The sequence below is a fragment of the Streptomyces europaeiscabiei genome (assembly GCF_036346855.1).
GTDB lineage: Bacteria > Actinomycetota > Actinomycetes > Streptomycetales > Streptomycetaceae > Streptomyces > Streptomyces europaeiscabiei.
Window position 1 is genome coordinate 9,783,847 of sequence record NZ_CP107841.1, and the last position, 20,048, is coordinate 9,803,894.

At 72.0% G+C, this 20,048-nt stretch carries 16 protein-coding genes and 3 pseudogenes; 12 read left to right on the top strand and 7 right to left on the bottom strand.

Annotated features, from left to right (window positions below):
• Positions 1-4: 4 nt before the first annotated feature.
• Together OG858_RS42480 and OG858_RS42485 are read right to left on the bottom strand one after the other, a co-directional pair.
• Positions 5-1,357, bottom strand: coding sequence for an FAD-binding protein (locus OG858_RS42480; protein ID WP_256960668.1), 1,353 nt, complete (start codon positions 1,355-1,357; stop codon positions 5-7).
• Positions 1,354-2,124 (bottom strand): isopentenyl transferase family protein, encoded by a 771-nt coding sequence (locus tag OG858_RS42485; protein ID WP_086750277.1) that lies wholly within the window; start codon positions 2,122-2,124, stop codon positions 1,354-1,356. The genes OG858_RS42480 and OG858_RS42485 overlap by 4 nt, the downstream gene beginning before the upstream one ends.
• 285 nt (positions 2,125-2,409) lie before the next feature.
• On the opposite strand from OG858_RS42485, the gene OG858_RS42490 reads away from it, so the two are divergent.
• Positions 2,410-2,988: a transketolase gene (locus OG858_RS42490; RefSeq protein ID WP_086750276.1), complete on the top strand. Its 579-nt coding sequence runs from the start codon at positions 2,410-2,412 to the stop codon at positions 2,986-2,988.
• A 69-nt stretch (positions 2,989-3,057) separates the two neighbouring features.
• Here OG858_RS42490 and OG858_RS42495 read toward each other — a convergent pair whose 3' ends face one another.
• The gene (locus OG858_RS42495; RefSeq protein ID WP_086750275.1) at positions 3,058-3,642 is read right to left on the bottom strand and encodes a rhodanese-like domain-containing protein; all 585 of its coding nucleotides are present in this window, start codon (positions 3,640-3,642) and stop codon (positions 3,058-3,060) included.
• A 70-nt stretch (positions 3,643-3,712) separates the two neighbouring features.
• Between OG858_RS42495 and OG858_RS42500 the strand changes: the two genes are divergently transcribed.
• Positions 3,713-4,000 (top strand): metal-sensitive transcriptional regulator, encoded by a 288-nt coding sequence (locus OG858_RS42500; protein WP_037699163.1) that lies wholly within the window; start codon positions 3,713-3,715, stop codon positions 3,998-4,000.
• Between the two features lie 114 nt (positions 4,001-4,114).
• Here OG858_RS42500 and OG858_RS42505 read toward each other — a convergent pair whose 3' ends face one another.
• Together OG858_RS42505 and OG858_RS42510 are read right to left on the bottom strand one after the other, a co-directional pair.
• Positions 4,115-4,861: a sulfite exporter TauE/SafE family protein gene (locus OG858_RS42505; RefSeq protein ID WP_319065375.1), complete on the bottom strand. Its 747-nt coding sequence runs from the start codon at positions 4,859-4,861 to the stop codon at positions 4,115-4,117.
• Between the two features lie 290 nt (positions 4,862-5,151).
• A pseudogene (locus OG858_RS42510) lies at positions 5,152-6,507 on the bottom strand (rhodanese-like domain-containing protein); the annotation flags it as partial.
• A gap of 213 nt (positions 6,508-6,720) precedes the next feature.
• Between OG858_RS42510 and OG858_RS42515 the strand changes: the two are divergent.
• From OG858_RS42515 to OG858_RS42525, 3 genes are all read left to right on the top strand, one after another.
• A complete protein-coding gene (locus tag OG858_RS42515) occupies positions 6,721-7,809 on the top strand; it encodes an S-(hydroxymethyl)mycothiol dehydrogenase (RefSeq protein ID WP_319065373.1) in 1,089 nt (362 codons plus the stop codon).
• The gene (locus OG858_RS42520) at positions 7,809-8,438 is read left to right on the top strand and encodes an MBL fold metallo-hydrolase (RefSeq protein ID WP_319065372.1); all 630 of its coding nucleotides are present in this window, start codon (positions 7,809-7,811) and stop codon (positions 8,436-8,438) included. The genes OG858_RS42515 and OG858_RS42520 overlap by 1 nt, the downstream gene beginning before the upstream one ends.
• Positions 8,439-8,659: 221 nt before the next feature.
• On the top strand, positions 8,660-9,574 hold the full coding sequence (locus OG858_RS42525) for an SDR family oxidoreductase (protein ID WP_086750757.1): 915 nt from the start codon (positions 8,660-8,662) through the stop codon (positions 9,572-9,574).
• Between the two features lie 7 nt (positions 9,575-9,581).
• Here OG858_RS42525 and OG858_RS42530 read toward each other — a convergent pair.
• Positions 9,582-10,013 (bottom strand): annotated as a pseudogene (locus OG858_RS42530) (hypothetical protein); the annotation flags it as partial.
• Positions 10,014-10,037: 24 nt separating this feature from the next.
• On the opposite strand from OG858_RS42530, the pseudogene OG858_RS42535 reads away from it, so the two are divergent.
• A pseudogene (locus OG858_RS42535) lies at positions 10,038-10,780 on the top strand (SDR family NAD(P)-dependent oxidoreductase); the annotation flags it as partial.
• Between the two features lie 154 nt (positions 10,781-10,934).
• Here OG858_RS42535 and OG858_RS42540 read toward each other — a convergent pair.
• Positions 10,935-11,714: a DUF3050 domain-containing protein gene (locus tag OG858_RS42540; RefSeq protein ID WP_319065371.1), complete on the bottom strand. Its 780-nt coding sequence runs from the start codon at positions 11,712-11,714 to the stop codon at positions 10,935-10,937.
• Positions 11,715-11,885: 171 nt separating this feature from the next.
• On the opposite strand from OG858_RS42540, the gene OG858_RS42545 reads away from it, so the two are divergent.
• Genes OG858_RS42545 through OG858_RS42570 form a run of 6 tightly spaced genes read left to right on the top strand, consistent with a single transcriptional unit; the run spans position 11,886 to position 19,952 of the window.
• Complete coding sequence (locus tag OG858_RS42545) at positions 11,886-12,533, top strand: antibiotic biosynthesis monooxygenase (RefSeq protein WP_256960903.1); 648 nt, start codon at positions 11,886-11,888, stop codon at positions 12,531-12,533.
• A gap of 30 nt (positions 12,534-12,563) precedes the next feature.
• Positions 12,564-14,684 carry an aminodeoxychorismate synthase component I gene (gene pabB / locus OG858_RS42550; RefSeq protein ID WP_086752169.1) on the top strand — a complete coding sequence of 707 codons (2,121 nt, stop codon included), beginning with the start codon at positions 12,564-12,566 and terminating at the stop codon, positions 14,682-14,684.
• Positions 14,681-16,321 (top strand): benzoate-CoA ligase family protein, encoded by a 1,641-nt coding sequence (locus OG858_RS42555; RefSeq protein WP_319065370.1) that lies wholly within the window; start codon positions 14,681-14,683, stop codon positions 16,319-16,321. The genes pabB and OG858_RS42555 overlap by 4 nt, the downstream gene beginning before the upstream one ends.
• 41 nt (positions 16,322-16,362) lie before the next feature.
• On the top strand, positions 16,363-17,949 hold the full coding sequence (locus OG858_RS42560) for a class I adenylate-forming enzyme family protein (RefSeq protein ID WP_319065369.1): 1,587 nt from the start codon (positions 16,363-16,365) through the stop codon (positions 17,947-17,949).
• Positions 17,946-19,133 carry an FAD-dependent monooxygenase gene (locus tag OG858_RS42565; RefSeq protein ID WP_319065368.1) on the top strand — a complete coding sequence of 396 codons (1,188 nt, stop codon included), beginning with the start codon at positions 17,946-17,948 and terminating at the stop codon, positions 19,131-19,133. The genes OG858_RS42560 and OG858_RS42565 overlap by 4 nt, the downstream gene beginning before the upstream one ends.
• 24 nt (positions 19,134-19,157) lie before the next feature.
• Entirely contained in the window at positions 19,158-19,952 is a 795-nt protein-coding gene (locus OG858_RS42570; RefSeq protein WP_319065367.1) for an aminotransferase class IV, read from the top strand.
• Positions 19,953-20,048 lie beyond the last annotated feature (96 nt).

The window sequence follows — 20,048 nt, forward strand, 5'->3', positions numbered from 1 at the left end:
CCGGTCACCGCCACAGCCCGCACCCCCGCGTGAGGATCCGGTACGGGTCGTACTGGCCCTTGGCCCGTGCGAGACCGTCGTAGGCGCGCCCGAAGTGCGCCCGCCAGTCCTCGGGCCCCATCGGCACGGCACTGGCCGGGTACAGCACGCCGCCGAACTCCCGTGCCCGCTCGTACACCGACCGGTTGGCGGCGACCAGCCGCCGTACGCCGTCCGGGTCCTGCGGCGGTGCCGTGCGCATCAGGGAGAACAGGCAGAGACGTTCGCCCGGTGGCCTGCGCAGCAGCGGGGCGCGCAGGGTGGCGCCGCCGAGGGGGCGGAGCTGCACCGCTCCGCAGGTGCGCAGACCGTGCTGGGCCGCGTCGGCGAGCACGGCCGGTACGAAGGACGCGGCGGTCTCCTCCGGCAGCAGCAGCGTCAGCCAGGGATGCGGACGGGTCCACTCACCCGTGACCCGCAGGATCCGTTCGTCGCGGTCCAGCCGACGCAGGTACTCCTCGTACGAGAGGTCCTCGATCTCCTCGATGTCGCGGTCGTGGTCCAGCTCCCCGATCAACCGGGCGTCGTCGGGCGGTAGTCGGCCGATGTGCGGGGCCACCGCCTCGACCACGTAGTCCCAGCTGCCGCCGACCGCCGGGCGGGCCTGCCCGCCGACATGGCTGAAGCGGTCGTCACGGGAGAGTCGGCGCTGATCGGCGAAGTACGTCGCCGGGTCCTCGTGGTAGAGACGGTAACGGCGTACGAGCGTGGGAGCGGGCATCAGGTGGAGAGTGGCCCGGACGATCAGCGCGCACTGGCCGAGGCCCGCGAGGACGGCGTGGAACAGGTCCCGGTTGCGGTCACGGGAGCAGGTGACCGCCGCACCGGTACCGGTGACGACGTCCAGTTCACGCACCTGGTCGGCCACGAGTCCGTACCGGTGGCTGGAACCGCCGAAACCGCCGGTGGTCAGCACCCCGCCGACACTGCCGCCGAGATGGTCGGGGAGCACGGGCGGGGTCAGCCCCTCGGCGAGGGCCACGCGTACGACATCGCTCCACAGCGCGCCCGCCCCGGCGACCAGGGTCCGTTCCTCCGGCAGACAGCGCACGTCGTTCAGCCCGCCCATGTCGATGACACAGCCGCCGTCGACCTGTCCCTGCCCGTACAGCGCGTAGCCGCCACCGCGCGCGGAGACCGGCAGACGGCGCGGCCCGGCGTGCGCCAGGACGTCCTGGATCTCGGCGGTCGAGCGGGGAGTGCGGACACTCAGCGGCCGGGAGGTGACGATATGGCCGAAATCGTCCGCGGCCCGCGCGAGACGCGTGGCGACGTCCGGCCGGGACACAGGGTCGGTACGTTCGGATATGCCGGTCACGCCGCACGCTCCAGCGTGCCGAAGTCGAAACTGTTCCCGGAAATGCGCGTTTCGAAAATTTCGGCGAAGACTCGATGCTGCAGAAAACCGTGCTCGGCGTGGCGCTCGGCAATCAGATCTGCCATACGCGCCAGGATGTGCTCGGGCAGGTTCCGTTTGTGGAGGGTCTTCACATTCAGTGAATACTTCGCACAGCATTCCAGGACGGCCTCGAAGCCGTTGACGGAGGCCGCGAACCACCGATGATGTGGATCTTGCCAGAGAGTGGCCAGTTCGTCGAGCAGACCCCGGTCGGGGGCCGGAGGGGCGAGCATCACCCGGGCCCGGCGGGTGAGCGCGGCGACGTACTCGGCGTGCTCGGGGACCGGCAGCAGCCGCACGGTCAGCCGCCAGTCCAGGTCGGCCCGGCGGGCGGACAGCTCCCGCAGCAGGGAGATCGAACCACCTTCGACGATCACGAAGCCGTGCCGACTGCCAAGCTCCTCCACCATGTTGACCAGCGCGTCCGTCGCCTGTGCCGCGGACAGGTCGCCGTCGGCCACCGTACGGTCGCCCAGCCAGTGCCGGTGGACGCCCGGCACCGCCGCGCCCGCGCGGGCGCTCGTGGTGGCCAGGTCCGTGAAGCACTGCAGCCGGTCCGCGACGACGACAGGGGCGCCGGTCACCCGGGCCAGATCGGTGGCCGCCGCGCTTTTCCCGACGCCGGTCGGCCCGGCGATGAGGTGGACGAAGGGTGGTGCCTCGAAGGGTGTTCCGCTGTCGGCCATGGCTGGGTGCCGCCTCCTGGTTCTGGAGCTTGCACGAGAAAGTTGATCAACATCAAGTTACGCAGGGCCGGTCCGTGCAAACACCACTGGTACGCCTCGACAAGGCAAAGAGATGGCCACATTCCTCTCGCTTGCATAAAGCTTGAATCGAAGCGGGCGGAGGGTTGGATTCAGGGGCGCCGAGCGCGATATGAGAGACCGTCGGAAGATTTATTGGCCGCCATTTCACACTTGTTTCTCATGTTTCTGTCTTGCAAAGCAATCCGTTGACGGAAGGGCCTCCCCATGCAGACCGACATGCTCCTCGCGCTCACCGAAGCCGTCCCCGAGCGGCGCGCGGAGGGCGTCCTGCTCATCGGCTACGGGGCCGTGGACGAGCTGAACCGGTACGCCGCCACGCCCGGCTGGACCGTGCACGTGCCCGGACATCCCGACGAGGTGCGCCACGCGGTCACGGCCGCCGTCGCCCACGGGGACCTCGCGTACGTCCATGTCTCCGCCCGCTCCAACGCCTCCCCGCGGGATGCCACCGGCGGCTTCCAGCTCATACGACCGGGCCTCGACGGCGTCGTCCTCGCCGTGGGCGCCGCCCTCGACCCCGTGCTGCGCGCCACCGCCGGACTCGACCTCGCCGTCCTCTACGCCGCCACCATCCGGCCCTTCGACGAGATCGGCCTGCGCACGGCCGTCCTCGCCGCCGACCGCGCCGATGTCGTCCTCGTCGAGCCCTGCCTGCCCGGCACCTCGGCCGGCCGGGTCGCCGAGACGCTCGTCCACGTACCGCACCGCCTGCTGGCCCTGGGTGACGCGGACGGCCTGGACGAGAACGGGATCGCCCGGGTGGTACGGGAGTTCATGCGCTGACGGGTGGTGCGGTGGGAGGCGCGGGTTCGTCGTGGCCCGCGCCCCCACCCGCACCCCCACCGGCGTCGGCTACCGCGCCCGGAGCGCGGCCAGGGTGGCGAGAGTGGCGTCGAGATCCGTGGCGCGCGGGCGGTTGTGCGGCAGTCTGCCCAGGATCGCCGCCATGCCGCAGGTGTCGGTGAGCGCCGAGAGGACAAGGCCGCCCGCGACCGCCGCCGACAGCAACTGCCAGGCAGGGTAAGGCAGTCCGAGGCCCAGCCCGACGAGGACGAGCGCACCGGCGGTGAACCGCACCTGACGCTCCATGGCCCAGGTGGCCGTCGCCCCGCCGGACGGGCGGTGCAGCTCGTGACCACCGGCCGCCCAGGCGTTCGTACCGCCCGCGAGGTCGGCCGCCGCGACGCCGTGCTCGGCGAGGAGCGCGCAGGCCTTCCCGGACCGGGCGCCCGACCTGCAGACCACCAGCAGCTCGGCGCCGGACTCCCTGAGGGCGGGCAGCGCGCGCTCGATCTGGTCCAGAGGGAGGTTCAGTGCGCCGGGTACATGCCCGGAGGCGTACTCGCCGGGGGTACGGACATCGATGACGGTCAGCTCGGACAGTCGCTCGCGGGACTCGTCGATGCCGAGGGAACGGGGAGCGGGGGGAGTGGACATGATGGCCTGCGATCCTTTCCTGCGGGGGAGGTAAAATACCCCCAAGGGTATATAGAGGAGTTGAGTGGTCGTGGAGCTGCAGTTCGAGGGCGATGAGCTCAAGTCGGTGCTGAACCGGCTGCGGAGAGCCCAGGGGCAGATCTCCGGGGTGATCAGGATGATCGAGGAGGGGCGTGACTGCGAGGACGTCGTCACGCAGCTCGCCGCGGCCTCCCGCGCCCTGGACCGGGCGGGTTTCGCGATCATCGCCACCGGGTTGCAGCAGTGCCTCACCGACGCCGGGAAGAACGAGGGGAACGGGGAGACGAACGAGCAGATGAGGGCGCGGCTGGAGAAGCTGTTCCTGTCGCTGGCCTGAAAGGGGCGGACTCTTGTCTCGGGGCGTGACTCGGGTGTGGGTCGGTCCTCCTGGGGCGCGGGGTGGTTCGGTCGTGGGCCGGATCGGATCGGGTCGGGACGTGGCTCGGCCGGGCTATGTGATCGCGTCGACCAGCATGCACGCGGCCACGGCCAGCAGCACCCAGGCGAAGATCCGCCGGAGGGTGTCCCCGGAGACCTTGTCGGCCAGCCGTCGGCCGTCCCACGCGCCGAGGATCGCGGCCCCGGCGAACGGTGCCACGACCGCCCAGTCGAGCCCCTCGGCGGCACCCGTACGGGCCGCGAGCGCGGCGAACGAGTTCACGGTGATGACGAGCAGGCTGGTGCCGACGGCGTCGCGCATGCGCAGACCCACCACGTTCACCAGGGCCGGCACGGCGAGGAAGCCGCCGCCCACCCCGAGGACGCCGGTGACCCCGCCGAGCCCCGCCCCGGAGAGGGCGACGCGGCTCGGCCGGACGGTCGACCCCACGCGCCGAGTGCCCGAGGGGCGCAGCATCCGGTAGGCGGCCAGGCCCGCGACCAGGGCGAAGGCCCCGGTCAGCAGAGTGGGCGGAAGATTCGCCGACAGCACCCCGCCGAGCGCCGCCGGCACCAGGCCCGCCGCCGCGAACAGGGCTCCGCCGCGCAGCCGGACCGTGCCCGCCCGGAGGTGCGCGGCCAGCGCCGTCGCCGAGGTGACCGTCACGATCACCAGACTCGCGGCGCCCGCCGCGGCCGGGCTGAACCCGAGCAGATAGACCAGCGCGGGCACCGCGAGCAGACTCCCGCCCCCGCCCAGCGCCCCCAGCGAGACCCCGATCACGCCCCCGGCGAGCAGGGCGAGAACGAGGGCGGTCATGCCGCGGGGGCACCGGTCGACGCGGAGGCGGCGCGGGGCGCGTCCGGCACCGGGTGGGCGCCGGACGGGTGGGACGCCGCCGGGGTGGTGCGGGTCGCGGGCGCCTGTGTCGCCGGGGTGGCGGGGGAGGAGGGCGCTTCGGCGGCCGGGAGGGAATCCGCCGTGGGCGGCTCCGTGGGTGGGGCGGCGGGAAGGGCGGGCGACTCGGTGGCCCGGGTGCCGTGGGCCGTGGGCGGGCCAGGGTCCCCAGCGGTGTGGGCCGCGCGTGGACCGGTCGCGGGAGTCGCCTTGATCAGAGGCAGCCCGGCCTCGGCCGCCGCGGCGAAGCCGTCGTCCACGGCCACCACCCGCCGGCCGGCCGCGTCCAGCAGTGAGGCGGCGATGGCGGCCCGCATGCCTCCGGCGCAGTGGACCCAGACCGTGCCGTCGGGTATCTCGGAGAGCCGGTCGCGCAGTTGGTGGACGGGGATGTGCACCGAGCCCACGACATGGCCGTCGGCCGCGCGCTCGGAGACGCGGCGGACGTCCAGGACGACGGCCCCGCCGCCCACGTGGGCCTCGGCCAGGCCGGCGAAGGTGCCGCGGGGGAAGGCGCGTGGCGGCTCGCCCTCGCGCAGCCAGTCGGCGGGTGACCCGGTGGCCGCGGCGGCCGGACGGTCGATGCCGACGCGCACCAACTCCCTTTGTGCATGGGCGAGTTGGGTCGGCGAGTCGGCGAGCAGTGTCACCGGCCTGCCCCAGGGCAGCAGCCAGGCGAGATAGGTGGCGAGCTGCCCCTGTGCCTCGAAGTTCACGGCCCCGGCGACATGCCCCTCGGCGAACGCGACCCGGTGGCGCAGATCCACCACCCACTCGCCCGCCGCCAGTCGCGCGGCGATCTCCTCGGGACCGGCCGGGGCGGGCGGCGTCAGATCCACCGGCGCGGGCCCCCGTGCGTTGGCGGGGCCCATGTGCGCGTAGTACGCCGGTACGTCGTCGAGGCCGGCCAGTAGCTCGGCGACGAAGGCGTCCGCGTCCTTGACCAGGGCATCGTTGCCGGCCCGCTCCCGCCCGACGGTCGTCGCGCCGCCGGCCGGCCGTCCGGCGGAACAGAAGCTGCCGAAGCCGTGCGTGGGCAGGACGGCCGTATCGTCCGGCAGCGCATCGGCCAGCCGGTGCGCCGAGGTGTGCTGCGCGCGGGCCAGCTCGGCCGTGAGCCGGGGCTCGACGAGGTCCGGGCGCCCGACCGTGCCGATGAGCAGGGAGCCGCCGGTGAACGCGGCCACCGCCACGCCGCCCTCCTCCAGGACGTACGCGGTGTGGTGCGGGGTGTGCCCGGGTGTGGCGACCGCGCGCAGCGCCAGGTCCGCGTCGATCTCCACCGTGTCGCCGTCGTGCACCGGCACCCGCTCCTGGGCGACCCGCGCCCCGGCGGGCACCAGGTAGGCGGCGCCGGTCAGTCGGGCGAGTTCCGGTCCGCCGGTTACGTAGTCGTTGTGGACGTGCGTCTCGACGACGTACGCGATCCGTACGGCCCGCCGGGCGGCGGCCGCGATCAACCGGTCGATGTCGCGCGGCGGATCGACCGCCACAGCCCCGCGCGGACCGCCCGCCAGATAGCTGCGGTTGCCCAGACCAGGCACCTCGATGGTGTCGACGAAGTACACGGCGGCGCTCCTCTCCTCGTTCGATGTCCACCCTCGCGAGAATTACCCCCGGGGGTATATGGGTCACCGTAGCAGAGATACCCAGGGGGGTATCCCTGTCGCGGCTGGACGCGCGACGGACGAGCCGCTCCGCAGGCCCTACCGGCTGGTCAGTCCGTAGGGTGACCTCGGGGCGGGAGACCGCCCGATCACGGATCGACGGAAGGGTTCACCATGGCGCAGGAAGTACGCGGCGTGATCGCACCGGGCAAGAACGAGCCGGTGCGGATCGAGACGATCGTCGTGCCCGACCCGGGGCCGGGCGAGGCCGTGGTGAAGGTGCAGGCGTGCGGGGTGTGCCACACCGACCTGCACTACAAGCAGGGCGGCATCAGCGACGACTTCCCCTTCCTGCTCGGCCATGAGGCCGCCGGTGTGGTGGAGTCGGTCGGCGCCGGCGTCACGGACGTCGCCCCCGGTGACTTCGTGATCCTCAACTGGCGTGCGGTGTGCGGCAATTGCCGGGCCTGTCGGCGTGGGCGCCCCTGGTACTGCTTCAACACCCACAACGCGAAGCAGAGGATGACCCTCGCCTCGACCGGCCAGGAGCTGTCGCCGGCTCTCGGTATCGGGGCCTTCGCGGACAAGACGCTCGTCGCCGCCGGACAGTGCACCAAGGTCGACCCGGCCGCAGCTCCGGCGGTCGCCGGTCTGCTGGGGTGCGGGGTGATGGCCGGCATCGGCGCCGCGATCAACACAGGCAACGTCGGCCGGGGCGACACGGTCGCCGTCATCGGCTGCGGCGGCGTCGGGGACGCGGCCATCGCCGGGTCCCGGCTGGCCGGCGCCGAGAAGATCATCGCCGTCGACATCGACGACCGGAAGCTGACCACCGCCAAGAGCATCGGTGCCACCCACACGGTCAACTCCAAGGACACCGACCCCATCGAGGCGATCCGCGAGCTGACCGGCGGCTTCGGCGCCGACGTCGTCATCGAGGCGGTGGGCCGCCCGGAGACGTACAAGCAGGCCTTCTACGCCCGCGACCTGGCCGGCACGGTCGTCCTGGTCGGCGTCCCCACCCCGGAGATGAAGCTCGAACTCCCCCTCCTCGACGTCTTCGGCCGCGGCGGCGCCCTGAAGTCCTCCTGGTACGGCGACTGCCTGCCCTCCCGCGACTTCCCCATGCTGATCAACCTGTATCTGCAGGGCCGCCTGGACCTGGAGGCGTTCGTCACCGAGACCATCGCGCTCGACGACGTGGAGAAGGCCTTCGAGCGGATGCACGGCGGCGACGTCCTGCGCTCGGTGGTGACGCTCTGATGGCCGCCCGCATCGAACACCTCGTCACCTCCGGGCAGTTCAGCCTCGACGGCGGCACCTGGGACGTCGACAACAACGTCTGGCTCGTCGGCGACGACCACGAGGTCGTCGTCATCGACGCCGCCCACGACGCCGACGCCATCGCCGAGGCCGTGGGCGACCGCAGGCTGGTGGCCATCGTCTGCACCCACGCCCACAACGACCACATCGACGCCGCCCCCGCCCTCGCCGAGCGCACCGGCGCGCCGATCTGGCTCCACCCGGACGACCTGCCGCTGTGGAAGCAGACCCACCCCGACCGGCTGCCCGACCACTGGCTGGCCGACGGCCAGGTCGTCGAGGCCGCCGGTGCCGACCTGACCGTCCTGCACACCCCCGGCCACGCGCCGGGAGCCGTCTGCCTGTACGACCCGGGCCTCGGCACGGTCTTCACCGGCGACACCCTCTTCGCCGGCGGCCCCGGTGCCACCGGCCGCTCGTACTCCCACTTCCCGACGATCATCGACTCGATCCGCGACCGTCTCCTCGCCCTCCCGCCCGACACGGTCGTCCGCACCGGCCACGGCGACACCACGACGATCGGAGCGGAGGCTCCGCACCTGCAGGAGTGGATCGCCCGCGGACACTGAGAACCAGGCTCCCCGCGCCTCGCCCCGAAGGGGCGCGGGGAACTGCGCGGCAAGCCACGACGAACCCGCAGCCTCCCTGTCACGCGACCGATCGAGCTCTCGGGAGCCGACCGGGAAATCCCGACAGAAGATGTCCGGCTTCCACGACACCCTCGTGTCGAGGACGCCGCAACACCCCCGGCGTCCGCCAAAGTGACATCCGTACGCACAGGAGGTCGGACATGTCGAAGCCGTTGGACGGCAAGGTCGCACTCGTCGCCGGAGCCACACGCGGGGCCGGGCGCGGGATCGCCGTGGAGCTGGGAGCGGCCGGGGCGACGGTCTACGTGACCGGGCGCTCCACACGCGAGCGACGCTCGGAGTACGACCGCCCGGAGACCCTGGAGGACACCGCCGACCTGGTCACCGAAGCGGGCGGCCACGGCATCGCCGTACCCACCGACCACCTCGAACCGGCGCAGGTCCGGACCCTGGTGGACCGGATCGCGGAAGAACAGGGTCGGCTCGACGTCCTCGTCAACGACATCTGGGGCGGCGAGAAGCTCTTCGAGTGGGACAGCCCGGTCTGGGAGCACGACCTCGACAACGGCCTACGACTGCTGCGCCTCGCCGTCGAGACCCACGCCATCACCAACCACTTCGCTCTGCCCCTGCTGCTGCGCCACCCCGGCGGCCTGGTCGTGGAGATGACGGACGGCACGGCCGAGTACAACGCGGCCAACTACCGGGCCACCTTCTTCTACGACCTCGCCAAGACCTCCGTTCTGCGCATGGCGTTCGCCCTCGGCCACGAACTGGGCCCGCGCGGCGCCACCGCCGTCGCGCTCACCCCCGGCTGGCTCCGCTCGGAGATGATGCTCGACGGGTTCGGCGTCACCGAGGACAACTGGCGCGACGCCCTCGACCGCGTCCCCCACTTCGCCATCTCGGAGACGCCCCGCTACGTCGGCCGGGCCGTCGCCGCCCTCGCCGCCGACCCCGAGGTCGCCCGCTTCAACGGCGACTCCCTCTCCAGCGGTTCCCTCGCCCGGACCTACGGCTTCACCGACCTCGACGGCAGCAGGCCGGACGCCTGGCGCTACCTCGTCGAGGTCCAGGACGCGGGCAAGCCGGCGGACACGACCGGCTACCGCTGAACCGCGCTCACACCCGATCCGGCGGCACCGAAGACGGTGCCGGCGTCGGTGCTGACGGCGGCGTGGACCTCGCGGTGGGTGTTGCCGTCAGTTGCCAGCGCGCCGAATGGCCGGGCGGCAGCGCCAGATCCTCGCGTACGGCGGTGTAGTAACCCTCCCGCCCGGCGCGCTGCCGTTCCAGCAGAGCCTGCCAGGCCTGAGGGTCCCGGGTCCCGGCGCGCAGGAACTCCTCCATCCCCATCACCGTGACGACCCAGGCCCGGGCCTTCTCCACCACCTCGGGGCTGCCGAGGAGCAGCATCGCCTCGCCGGAGGGGTCCCGGGCGACCGTGGCCTGAGCCATGAGGGGCGCGGCCTCCTCCGGCGACAGGGGATGGGGATGCGGGTCGTTGCCGAGGTGGGAGGCGACCCGGTAGGTCAGGGTGACGGACTGCTTCACGCGCCCTAGGGATACGGGGTTCTCATCACGGGCGCGGCGCGCGGGATCGGTGCGGCGACGGCTCGGCGGCCGGCCGAGGAAGGGGCCCGCGTGCTCGTCACCGACGTGGACCTGCCCGCGGCCGAGGGGACCGTGACGGAGCTGCGGGGGAAGGGGCTGGCCGCCGAGGCGTACTGGTGCGACGTCGGGTCCGGGAGTCCGTCGAGGCGGCGATCACGCATGCGGTGGCGGCCCTCGGCTCCCTCGACGTCCTGGTCAACAACGCCTTCGGCTGCACCCCGGACGTGCCGCTCTTCGAGAACACCCCGGACGACACCTGGGCCCGCGCCCTCGACCTCACCCTGACCAGCGCGTTCCGCTGCTCCCGCGCGTCCCTGCCGCACCTGGTGGCGTCCGGGCGCGGGGCCATCGTCAACATCGGCTCCGGCAACGGCCTCCAGGACTTCGGCAACCACGCCTACAGCGCCGCCAAGGCCGGCCTCATCTCCCTCACCCGCACCCTCGCCGGCGACGCCGCACCCCGAGGCGTCCGCGTCAACCTGGTGGCCCCCGGCACGGTCCGCACCCCCGGCCGGGCGGGCCGCGGGTCCTGCCTGGACGACCTCGCCGAGATCTACCCCCTGGGCCGCGTGGGCCAACCGACCGACATCGCGGCGGCCGTGGCCTTCCTGGCCTCCAGGGACGCGGCCTGGATCACCGGCACGACCCTGCGCGTGGACGGCGGACTGCTGGCCGTCAACACCGCTTTCGCCGGGGCGGCACGACGGTGGAGGGAGGAGGGAGAGGCATGGTCACGAGGTCCACCGCAGCGCCCTGAAGGGGCGCGGAGCTGTGTGGGACATGCGGCTGCCGCCGTGTGGGCGCGACCAGTCACGGACCACCCGAAGTCGACCGGCGAACGAACCTCCGACGGCGCTCGACTCACCCCATCGCCGCGACAATCCCGTCCCAGAACCGAGCCCGCGCCTCCAACGCCAGCACCGCCGTCTCCACAGCCTCCTCCCATCGCCCGTCCACCCCGCCGCACAGATCCGCCACCATGGCCATCGCCATCGGTGTGTGCTCCTCCCCGTCCACCTCGATGTGCCGAGCGAGGTAGTCGCAGAACAACGGGAACCGCTCCGTGCCCTCCTTCTTGATCACCTGGTCGAACATGTCCGGGATCAGGTCCTCCCGGGAGAACGCGAAGGCGGCGGCCCGGCAGTGCAGCGGCCGTTCCTCGATGATCTCGAACGTCGTGCGGACGAACTCGGCCGCGGGGCCGGGAACTTGGGCGACCCGCAGGGCCGCGGGCACGTCGTGGCCCTCGCCGATGAGCCCGAGGAACGTGTCGAGGCGGGAGGTGTCCGCGTCGGCCTCGGCCATGCCCGAGCGGTACAGCTCGAAGTGACTGGTGAACCCGCCGTTCAGCTCGTCGCTCTCCTCGACCAGAACGATGTCGTTGATGAGCCGCCGGCTGACCTCGGACCCGCGCGGCACCCAGGGGACGTCCACACAGGTCAGGTCCCGCTGGAGGGACTTGAGGAGGGACATGAAGTCCCACACCGCGAAGACGTGGTGCTCCATGAAAACCGCCATGTCGGAGCGGCTTTCGATGCGCTGATAGATCGGATGAGCGGTTACTTCTTTCCGTACGGGCTCGATCGCGGAGCGCGCCCGGTCGATTCCCTCGTGGTTCATATCCCAGTCGTACCTGGACATGACTCTCCTTAATTTTCGTGCAATTCCCCCCGATCCTCCTGGCGATGGTGCGCCTGTTCCACTTGCCCGGGCAACCGCTTCCGGGAATTGCCGGAAGTTACCCGTACGTAATACTCGACGAAAGGCGTCAAGGCACCTGAAAGGCCGTCATAGACGCACGATCCGGACACCTTGAAAAAGTTCGTTGAAGATTTGAACGGGGTCCCGGTTCTTCTCGTATTCGACGCCGTGAGCAGGAATCCCGTTACCGTCACCGTCGCGTACCAGGTGGTGCCGGGGCGCGAGGCCGACTTCCACTCGTGGGGGTGGGCCGTGCTGCGCAGGAGTGCGCAGCAGCCGGGCTTTCTGGGGGGTGGCGTACTCGTCGACGGAGAGGCGGAATGGCATGTGGTCTACCGCTTCGACGACGAGGATTCGGCCCGGACCTGGGAGAACTCCGTGGTCTGGGCGCAGTGGTCGGCCCGTGCCGATGGACTGGCCCGGGAGACCGGCCGCCGGAGCATCGCGGGGTCCAGGGCCTGGTTCGACTCCCAGACCTCCCGGGCCCCGACACCGGCCGGCCCCCCGGGGCCACCCCCGAAATGGAAACTGTGGTTAGTGAATCTGAGCGCAGTCTTCCCGCCTGTGCTCTTATTCAACCTGGTGATACTTCCCTATCTCAACGACCTGAATCCGCTTTTCCGTACACTTCTGCTGTGTCTGGCCGTGACAGCCACCGTCACCTGGATTCTCATGCCGAGACTCCAGCGATTCCTGAAGAAATGGCTGTACCCGCCGCTGCAGGCACTGCGTGGCCGGCACAAACGACGGACCGCCTAGGTCCGAGAACGATCAGAGGGGGGTGGGCGGGTGAAGACCCTGCTCATCGACAATTATGACTCGTACACGTACAACCTGTTCCAGCTGATCGCCGAGGTCAACGGCGAGGAGCCGGTGGTGGTGCTGAACGACGCTCCGGTCGGCGACATTCCGGAGCTGCGGGAATTCGACAACGTGGTGGTGTCGCCGGGACCCGGCCACCCCCTGGAACCGCGTGACTTCGGCATCGCCGCCAGAGTGATCGCCGAGGCCGGGATCCCCGTCCTGGGCGTCTGCCTCGGCCACCAGGGCATCGCGGTGGGGGAGAGGGCCGATGTCGAGCCCGCCCCGTGGCCCCGCCACGGGCACCTGTCCACGGTCCGGCACGACGGCCGAGACCTGTTCCGGGGCCTGCCGCAGAACTTCACGGTCGTCCGCTACCACTCGTTGTCCGTGCGCGAGCCGTTGCCACCGACCCTGGAGGCCACCGCCTGGTCCGAGGACGGCGTCCTGATGGGTCTGCGCCACCGTGAACGGCCGCTGTGGGGCGTCCAGTTCCACCCCGAGTCGATCCTCACCGACCACGGCCACCGCCTGCTGGTCAACTTCCGTGACCTCACCGAGGAACGGGCCGGCAGCCCGCGTACGCAGAACACCGCGGTCATCCCCCTCAACGGCGCGATCCCCCGCCCCCGGCGGCCCTCGGCGCCCGCCTACCGGCTGCACACGCGCCGTATCGCCGGTGCCGTCGACGCCGAGGCAGCCTTCACGCGCATGTACGCCGACTCGCGCCACGCGTTCTGGCTGGACAGCTCCCGTGTCGAACCGGGCCTGTCGCGGTTCTCGTTCTTCGGCGACGGCAGCGGTCCGCTCGCCGAGGTCGTCCGCTACGACGTCGACAGCGGCCTGTGCGAGATCGAGCGGGAGGGACGGCCCACCCGACGGGTGCAGGCGAGCGTCTTCGACTACCTGAAGCGGCAGCTGGCGAGCCGCAAGGTCGACGCGACGGGTCTGCCCTTCGACTTCACCGGCGGCTACGTCGGCTACTTCGGCTACGAACTCAAGGCCGACACGGGCTCCCCGAACCGGCACAAGGCCGAAACCCCGGATGCGACCTGGCTGTTCGCGGACCGGCTGATCGCCGTGGACCACGAGGAGGGCCACACCTACGCGGTCTGCCTGTCCGAGGACACCCCGGCGGCGTCCCGCGAGGCCGGCGACTGGCTCGACACCGCGCTGGCCCAGCTGACCTTCGTCGGCTCGGACGCCACGGTCCCCCTGAGGCCGGCCACACCGCCCTACCCGCGCGCGGCCGAACCCTGGCTCGTCCGCGACCGAGCCACCTACCTCGCAGACATCGAGGCCTGCAAGGCGGAGCTGAACGCGGGCACGAGCTACGAGGTCTGTCTCACCGACGCGGTCCGGTTACCCGCCCCCTACGACCCGTACGACTTCTACCGGGTGCTGCGCCGCATCAACCCGGCCCCGTACGCCGCCTTCCTCAGGTTCGGCGACCTCGACATCGCGGGCTCGTCCCCCGAGCGCTTCCTGCGGATCACCCGGGACGGCATCGCCGAGGCCAAGCCCATCAAGGGCACCGCGCCCCGGGGCGGGACCCCGCAGGAGGACGCCCGGCTGCGGGACGAGCTGGCGGCGGACGCCAAGACCCGTGCCGAGAACCTGATGATCGTGGACCTGCTCCGCAACGACCTGGGCCGGGTCTCCCGGACCGGCTCCGTGAAGGTCACCCGTCTCATGGCCACCGAGACGTACGCCACCGTGCACCAGCTGGTCTCCACCGTCGAGGGCAGGCTGCGCGAGGGCACCGACGCCGTCGACTGCATCCGGGCCTGCTTCCCCGGCGGATCGATGACCGGGGCGCCCAAGCTCCGCACGATGGAGATCATCGACTCGCTGGAGACCGAGGCACGGGGCGTGTACTCGGGAGCCCTCGGGTACCTCGGGTGCAGCGGCGGCGCGGACCTGGACATCGTCATCCGTACCGCCGTGTTCCAGGGAGGCCGTATGCATCTGGGGGCGGGCGGCGCGATCGTCCTCGACTCCGATCCGGCCGCCGAGTACGACGAGATGCTGCTGAAGACCGCGGCACTGATGCGGGCCCACCGGGAGCACGCCTCCGCCCCGGCCGTCACCGAGGAGCCGACGCGATGACGATCACGACGACATCCCAGCCCTTCCGGCTCCAGGCCGACGCCGGCGCCCCGGGCAATCTCGCGGCCCATCTGGCCGCCCTCGCCGAACGCCGCGGCTGGGCCGGCCGCCCCGCCTTCCACCAGGGCCACCGGGCCTACTCCCACGGCGAGGTGCACAACCTCGCGGCCCGTGCCGCCACCGTCCTCACCGACCACGGAGTCCGCCCGGGCGACCGCGTCCTCCTCGCCCTCCCGGACTCCGTCACCTGGGTCACCACGTTTCTCGCCCTGGCCCGGCTGGGCGCGGTCGCGGTCCTGGTCAACCCCGAACTCACCCCGCCCGAACTCCAGTTCATGGCAGAGGACACGGAGGCGGTCCTGTGGGTGACGGGACCGGGGCTCGAAAGCCACTCCCCGGCCCGCGCCACCGTGCCCCGCCAGGGGCGAGGGGCTGTGACACATGCGGATCCGCCGAGTGGGCGCGACCAGCCACGAACGACCCGCACCGGGCGGACGGCCAAGCCCGCGCCGCGCCTGGGCGCCGATCAGCTGAGCGCTCTGTGCGCCACGACCGTCCCCATGGAAACGGCTCACCCGGTCGACGCCCACACCCCGCTGTACATCCAGTACACCTCCGGCACCACGGGCCGCCCGAAGGGCGTCGTACACGTCCACGGCGACCCCAGGACGTACCACGACCTCATCGGCCGCCGACTCCTGCGCATCACCCCGGACGACGTCACCCTGTCCGTCTCCCGGCTGTACTTCGCCTACGGCTTCGGCAACGCCCTCGTCTTCCCGCTCTTCTCCGGCTCCTCCGCCGTCCTCGCCGACCGCCGTCCCACCCCCGCGGCGGTCGACGAGCTCGTCGCCCGGCACCGCGTGACCCTCCTCTACTCGGTGCCGTCGGCGTACGCCGCCCTGGTCGCCGACCGGGCCAATGGTCACGAGGACTGCTTCGCCTCGGTGCGCGCCGTGGTGTCGGCCGGCGAGGGCATGCCCGCGGGACTCGGCAAGCAGGTCACCGAGCTGCTCGGCGCGCCCGTCCTCGAACAGATCGGCTCCACCGAGGCCGGACACGCCTTCTGCGCCAACAGCTTCGACCACAACCACCCCGGCACGGTCGGCCGCCCCGTCCCCGGCTTCGAGGTCGAACTCCGAGACCGCGCGGGCGCGCAGGTCACGGACGGCGAGGCGGGCGAACTCTGGGTGCGCGGCCCGACGGTGACGCCCGGATACCTCAACCGGCCCGATGAGACCGAGCGCACCCTCGTCGGCGGCTGGCTCAACACCCGGGACCGGGCCGTCCGCGAGGCCGACGGCACCTACCGGCATCTGGGCCGGGCCGACGACATGGAGATGGTCGGCGGCATCACCGTCTCCCCGCTGGAGGTGGAGGCCCTGCTGCGCACCCACCCCGGGGTCCGGGACGTCGCCGTGGCGGCCGTCACCGACGAGCGCGGCGCCAGCAGACTGCGGGCCTTCGTCATCCCCGTCCCGCCCATCGGGGTGGGCCTGGAGGCCGAACTGATCTGCATGGCCCGCGCCCGGCTCGCCGCCTTCAAGGTCCCCCGCAGCGTCAGCTTCGTGCCCACGCTGCCCCGCACCGCGACCGGCAAGCTCCGCCGGCACCTCGTCCGCCAAGGGGCGTGGTGAGCATGGCCGACACTCTCACCCCCGCAGAAAGGTCCGGTCCCATGCGAGACCAGTTCCAGGCCGATCGGCAGCCCGCCCTCGTCGGCGGCCGTGGCTTCTACCTGGGCTCGATGCTCAGAGAGGCCGCCGACCGTCACGGCCATGTCTTCGTCACCCTGGACCGGCCTCTCGACGTCAACCCCGGCCTCGGGACCGACCTCGCCTACACGACCCTCGCCGACGTGGTCGACGAGCTCTCCGGCCGCCTCTGGGAAGCGGGCGTGCGCCCCTCCGAGGAGGTGGTCGTCCACAAGACGGACAACGTCGACATCGTGCTGCTGACCTGCGCGGTCTCCCGTATCGGCGCCGTGCCCGTCCTGCTCTCGCCCGGCCTCGCGGGCCCGGTGGTCGGTCAGCTCCTCGAACGCCTCCACCAGCCTTGGCTGATCACCGACCGGGCCAAGCTCGAAGGCCCCCTGAAGGACGTCGAACTCACCGGCCTCGTACGGCGCACACTCTCCGTCGACGACGCCCCGGGCGCCGACCCCCTCCAGAAGTACGAGGGCGCACCGACCCCGGCCGCCGTCCGCCTCCACCCCCGCGACCCTTCCCTCATCACCCACAGCTCCGGCACCACCGGCCTCCCCAAACTGGCCGTGCACTGCCCGAACACCATGTGGAACCGGCTCGTCCCGCAGAAGGCCATGGGCTGGCCCACGCGCGGCGAGACCGCAGCCCTGCACATGTCGTTCGTGCACTCGCGCTTCTACCACCTGCTCGGCGTCCTGCTGCACTTCGGCAGCCCCCTGCTCCTGATCGTCGACCCGGAACCGTCCAACGTGGGCCCGCTGCTCGCCCGCCACCGCCCCGGCATCGTCGAGACCCACCCCAACACCTTCGTCCTGTGGGAGGAGCTGGCCGACGCGCCCGGAGCACCGCTGTCCCGCGTCCGCTCGTACGGCTCCACCTTCGACGCGATCCACCCGCGCACCGTGCAGCGACTGCTCGGCGCGTCCAAGCGGCGCTCACCGTGGCTCATCCAGCTCTACGGGCAGAGCGAGACGGGCCCGGTCGCCTTCCAGTGGTTCACCCGCCGCAGCGCCGCCCGCGCCGACGGCCGCCGCGTCGGCATCGGCATCCCCGGCTTCACCCGCGTCCGGGTCGCCGACGACGCCGGGCGGCGGGTCGCCCCCGGAACCGCGGGCCGCATCGAGGCCCGCACCCGGGGCCGCATCCTCACCTACCTCGGCGCCCGGGAGCGCTATCTGCGCCAACTCGACGGCGGCTGGTGGCAGATGGGTGACATGGGCTACCAGGGCCGCTGGGGCGCCCTCTACCTCATCGACCGCGAGATCGACCAGATCGACTCCATGCACAGCAACCTGGAGGTCGAGGACACCCTGATGTCCCGCCTGGAGGAGCTGCGCGAGGTCGTCATCGTCCCCGGCGTCGACCGCGAACCCGTACCCGTGGTGTGCGTACGCGGCGAACGGCCCCTGGACCTGCGGCGCTGGCACGAGGCCACGGCCGACCTGCCCACCATGTCGGAGCCCCGGCAGTGGCGGTTCGAGGAACTGCCGATGACCTCCACGTGGAAGGTCAAGCGGGTCGAGATCACCCGCATGCTCACCGAGAGCATCCGCGCATGACGCCCCCCGCCCCCGTTCTCGTCGTGGGCGCCGGTCCCGTGGGCCTCTCCGCCGCCCTCGCCCTGCGCGCCCACGACCTCCCCGTCACTCTGCTCGAAGCCGACCCCGAGGGCCGCGAACGCCCCGGCAGCCGCGCCCTGTTCGTGCACCGCGAGACCCTGGAACTGCTGGAGGAGACGCACCCGGGACTCGCCGTCGAGATCGCCGCGTACGGCCGGACCTGGCACACCAAGCGCACCCTGTACCGGGGCCGCGAGGTGTACGCCCGCACCTTCCCGCCGCCCGCCGGCACCCCGCCCTTCACCAGCCTCCGCCAGGTCGACACCGAGCGCTTCCTGCTCGCCGCCTGCAGGGACGCCGGCGTGGAGTTCGTGTGGGACGCGCGGATCACTGGTGTACGGACCGACCCGGACGGGGTGACCCTCACCGGCGAGGACGGCCGCACGTGGACGGGCACCCATGCGGTGGCCGCCGACGGCGCACGCTCGGCCGTGCGGCGCGAACTGGGCATCCCCCTGGAGGGCACCCACGGCGAGGGCTTCCACGTCGTCGCGGACATCGCCGACATCCCCGGTGCCGAACTGCCCCTGGAACGGGTCTTCCACTACGAACACCCGGCGCTCGGCGGTCGCAGCGTCATGCGGGTGCCGTTCACCGGAGGCTTCCAGCTCGACCTGCAGTGCCGCGACGACGACGCGACGGAGGAGTACGGCACCGAGGAGGCCGTACGGCGCTGGCTGCCGGACGTCGTCGGCGACGGGTACGGCGAGCGCGTCCTGTGGGTGTCCACCTACCGCTTCCTGCGCAAGGTCGCGGCCGCCTTCACCGACCCGCACCGCCGGGTGCTGCTGGCCGGCGAGGCGGCGCATCTCTTCCCGCCGTTCGGGGCGCGCGGGATGAACAGCGGTATCGCGGACGCGGTCGCCGCGGCCCGCGCGATCGCCGACGGCACGCCCGAGGCGGTCGACGCCTTCGCCGAGGTCCGGCGTTCGGCGGGCCTCTTCAACAGCGCCGCCGCCGGCACGGCCCTGGACCATCTGCGGCCCCGGCGCCGTATCGTCCGCGTCAAGCAGCGGGCGGCGGCGGCCCTCGCCCCCGTGCTGCCCCGCTGCGGCGCCTGGCTGGAGCACGCCCCCTACGGACCCCGGCACGGCTCCCCGGCCGTCGCGGGCCGCAAGTACTGAACCGAAGAACGACAGGAGCACCGAGTGACACCACCCGCCATCGCGGAAGGTCTGTCGACCTGGTCACCCGAACACGGCCTCGTCCCCGTCCAGGCACAGGGCGGACGCCTCCTCGTCGCGGACTCGTGGCTGCTGCGCGACGGACGGGTACGCGGCTTCGACCGGCACCGCGAACGGTTCCTGCGGTCCTGCGGCGAGTGCGGTGCACCGCCCCTGGGACAGGTCGTCGACTTCTGGCAGGACATGACCCGTGCCCTGCCGCGCACGGGGGAGTGGTTCCCCCGGGTCGAACTCGCCTCAGGATCACTGGAGTTGCGGCTTCTGCTGCGCCCCGCGCCACCCCTCGCGGCCGACGTGCGGGTGTGGGCTGCCGGTCAGCCCGACCCGCGCACCGTGCCCCGCCGCAAGGGCCCGGACCTGGACGCCCTGGCCCGCGTACGCAGGCGGGCGTCCGGCGCCGATGCCGAGGAGGCCGTGCTCATCGCGCCCTCCGGCCTGGTCCTGGAGGCCGCCAACTCCAGCCTCTTCTGGTGGGAGGACGACACCCTCTGCCTGCCGCCGCCCCGCCTGCCGCTCCTCGCCGGCGTGACCATGGCCCTCGTCCAGGAGCGGGCCGCCCGCACCGGCGTCCGGATAGCCCACCGCGAACGCTCCCTGGCCGAGCTGGCCGGCGTCGAGGTGTGGCTCGTCAACGCCCTCCACGGCATCCGCCCGGTCGCCGCCTGGACCGGGCGCCCGATGGCCCCGGGCCCGGCCGTCCACGCCCCGGAGTGGCGCAAGTGGCTGGACGGTCTCATGGAGCCGCTGCCGGACCACTGAATCCGCAGCGATATCCGGGCGCGAAGAAGCGCCGGGCCGAAGTGAATACGGCCCGGCGCTGAAAGGCGTTCGTAAATTTCCGGAGAAGGCGTTCCC

What these genes read in the sequence shown, in the direction of transcription:
- OG858_RS42485 (WP_086750277.1), bottom strand. Translation starts at nt 2,124, where the DNA reads ATGGCCGACAGCGGAACACCCTTCGAGGCACCACCCTTCGTCCACCTC.
- OG858_RS42490 (WP_086750276.1), top strand. Translation starts at nt 2,410, where the DNA reads ATGCAGACCGACATGCTCCTCGCGCTCACCGAAGCCGTCCCCGAGCGG.
- OG858_RS42495 (WP_086750275.1), bottom strand. Translation starts at nt 3,642, where the DNA reads ATGTCCACTCCCCCCGCTCCCCGTTCCCTCGGCATCGACGAGTCCCGC.
- OG858_RS42505 (WP_319065375.1), bottom strand. Translation starts at nt 4,861, where the DNA reads ATGACCGCCCTCGTTCTCGCCCTGCTCGCCGGGGGCGTGATCGGGGTC.
- OG858_RS42515 (WP_319065373.1), top strand. Translation starts at nt 6,721, where the DNA reads ATGGCGCAGGAAGTACGCGGCGTGATCGCACCGGGCAAGAACGAGCCG.
- OG858_RS42520 (WP_319065372.1), top strand. Translation starts at nt 7,809, where the DNA reads ATGGCCGCCCGCATCGAACACCTCGTCACCTCCGGGCAGTTCAGCCTC.
- OG858_RS42525 (WP_086750757.1), top strand. Translation starts at nt 8,660, where the DNA reads ATGTCGAAGCCGTTGGACGGCAAGGTCGCACTCGTCGCCGGAGCCACA.
- OG858_RS42540 (WP_319065371.1), bottom strand. Translation starts at nt 11,714, where the DNA reads ATGTCCAGGTACGACTGGGATATGAACCACGAGGGAATCGACCGGGCG.
- OG858_RS42555 (WP_319065370.1), top strand. Translation starts at nt 14,681, where the DNA reads ATGACGATCACGACGACATCCCAGCCCTTCCGGCTCCAGGCCGACGCC.
- OG858_RS42560 (WP_319065369.1), top strand. Translation starts at nt 16,363, where the DNA reads ATGCGAGACCAGTTCCAGGCCGATCGGCAGCCCGCCCTCGTCGGCGGC.
- OG858_RS42565 (WP_319065368.1), top strand. Translation starts at nt 17,946, where the DNA reads ATGACGCCCCCCGCCCCCGTTCTCGTCGTGGGCGCCGGTCCCGTGGGC.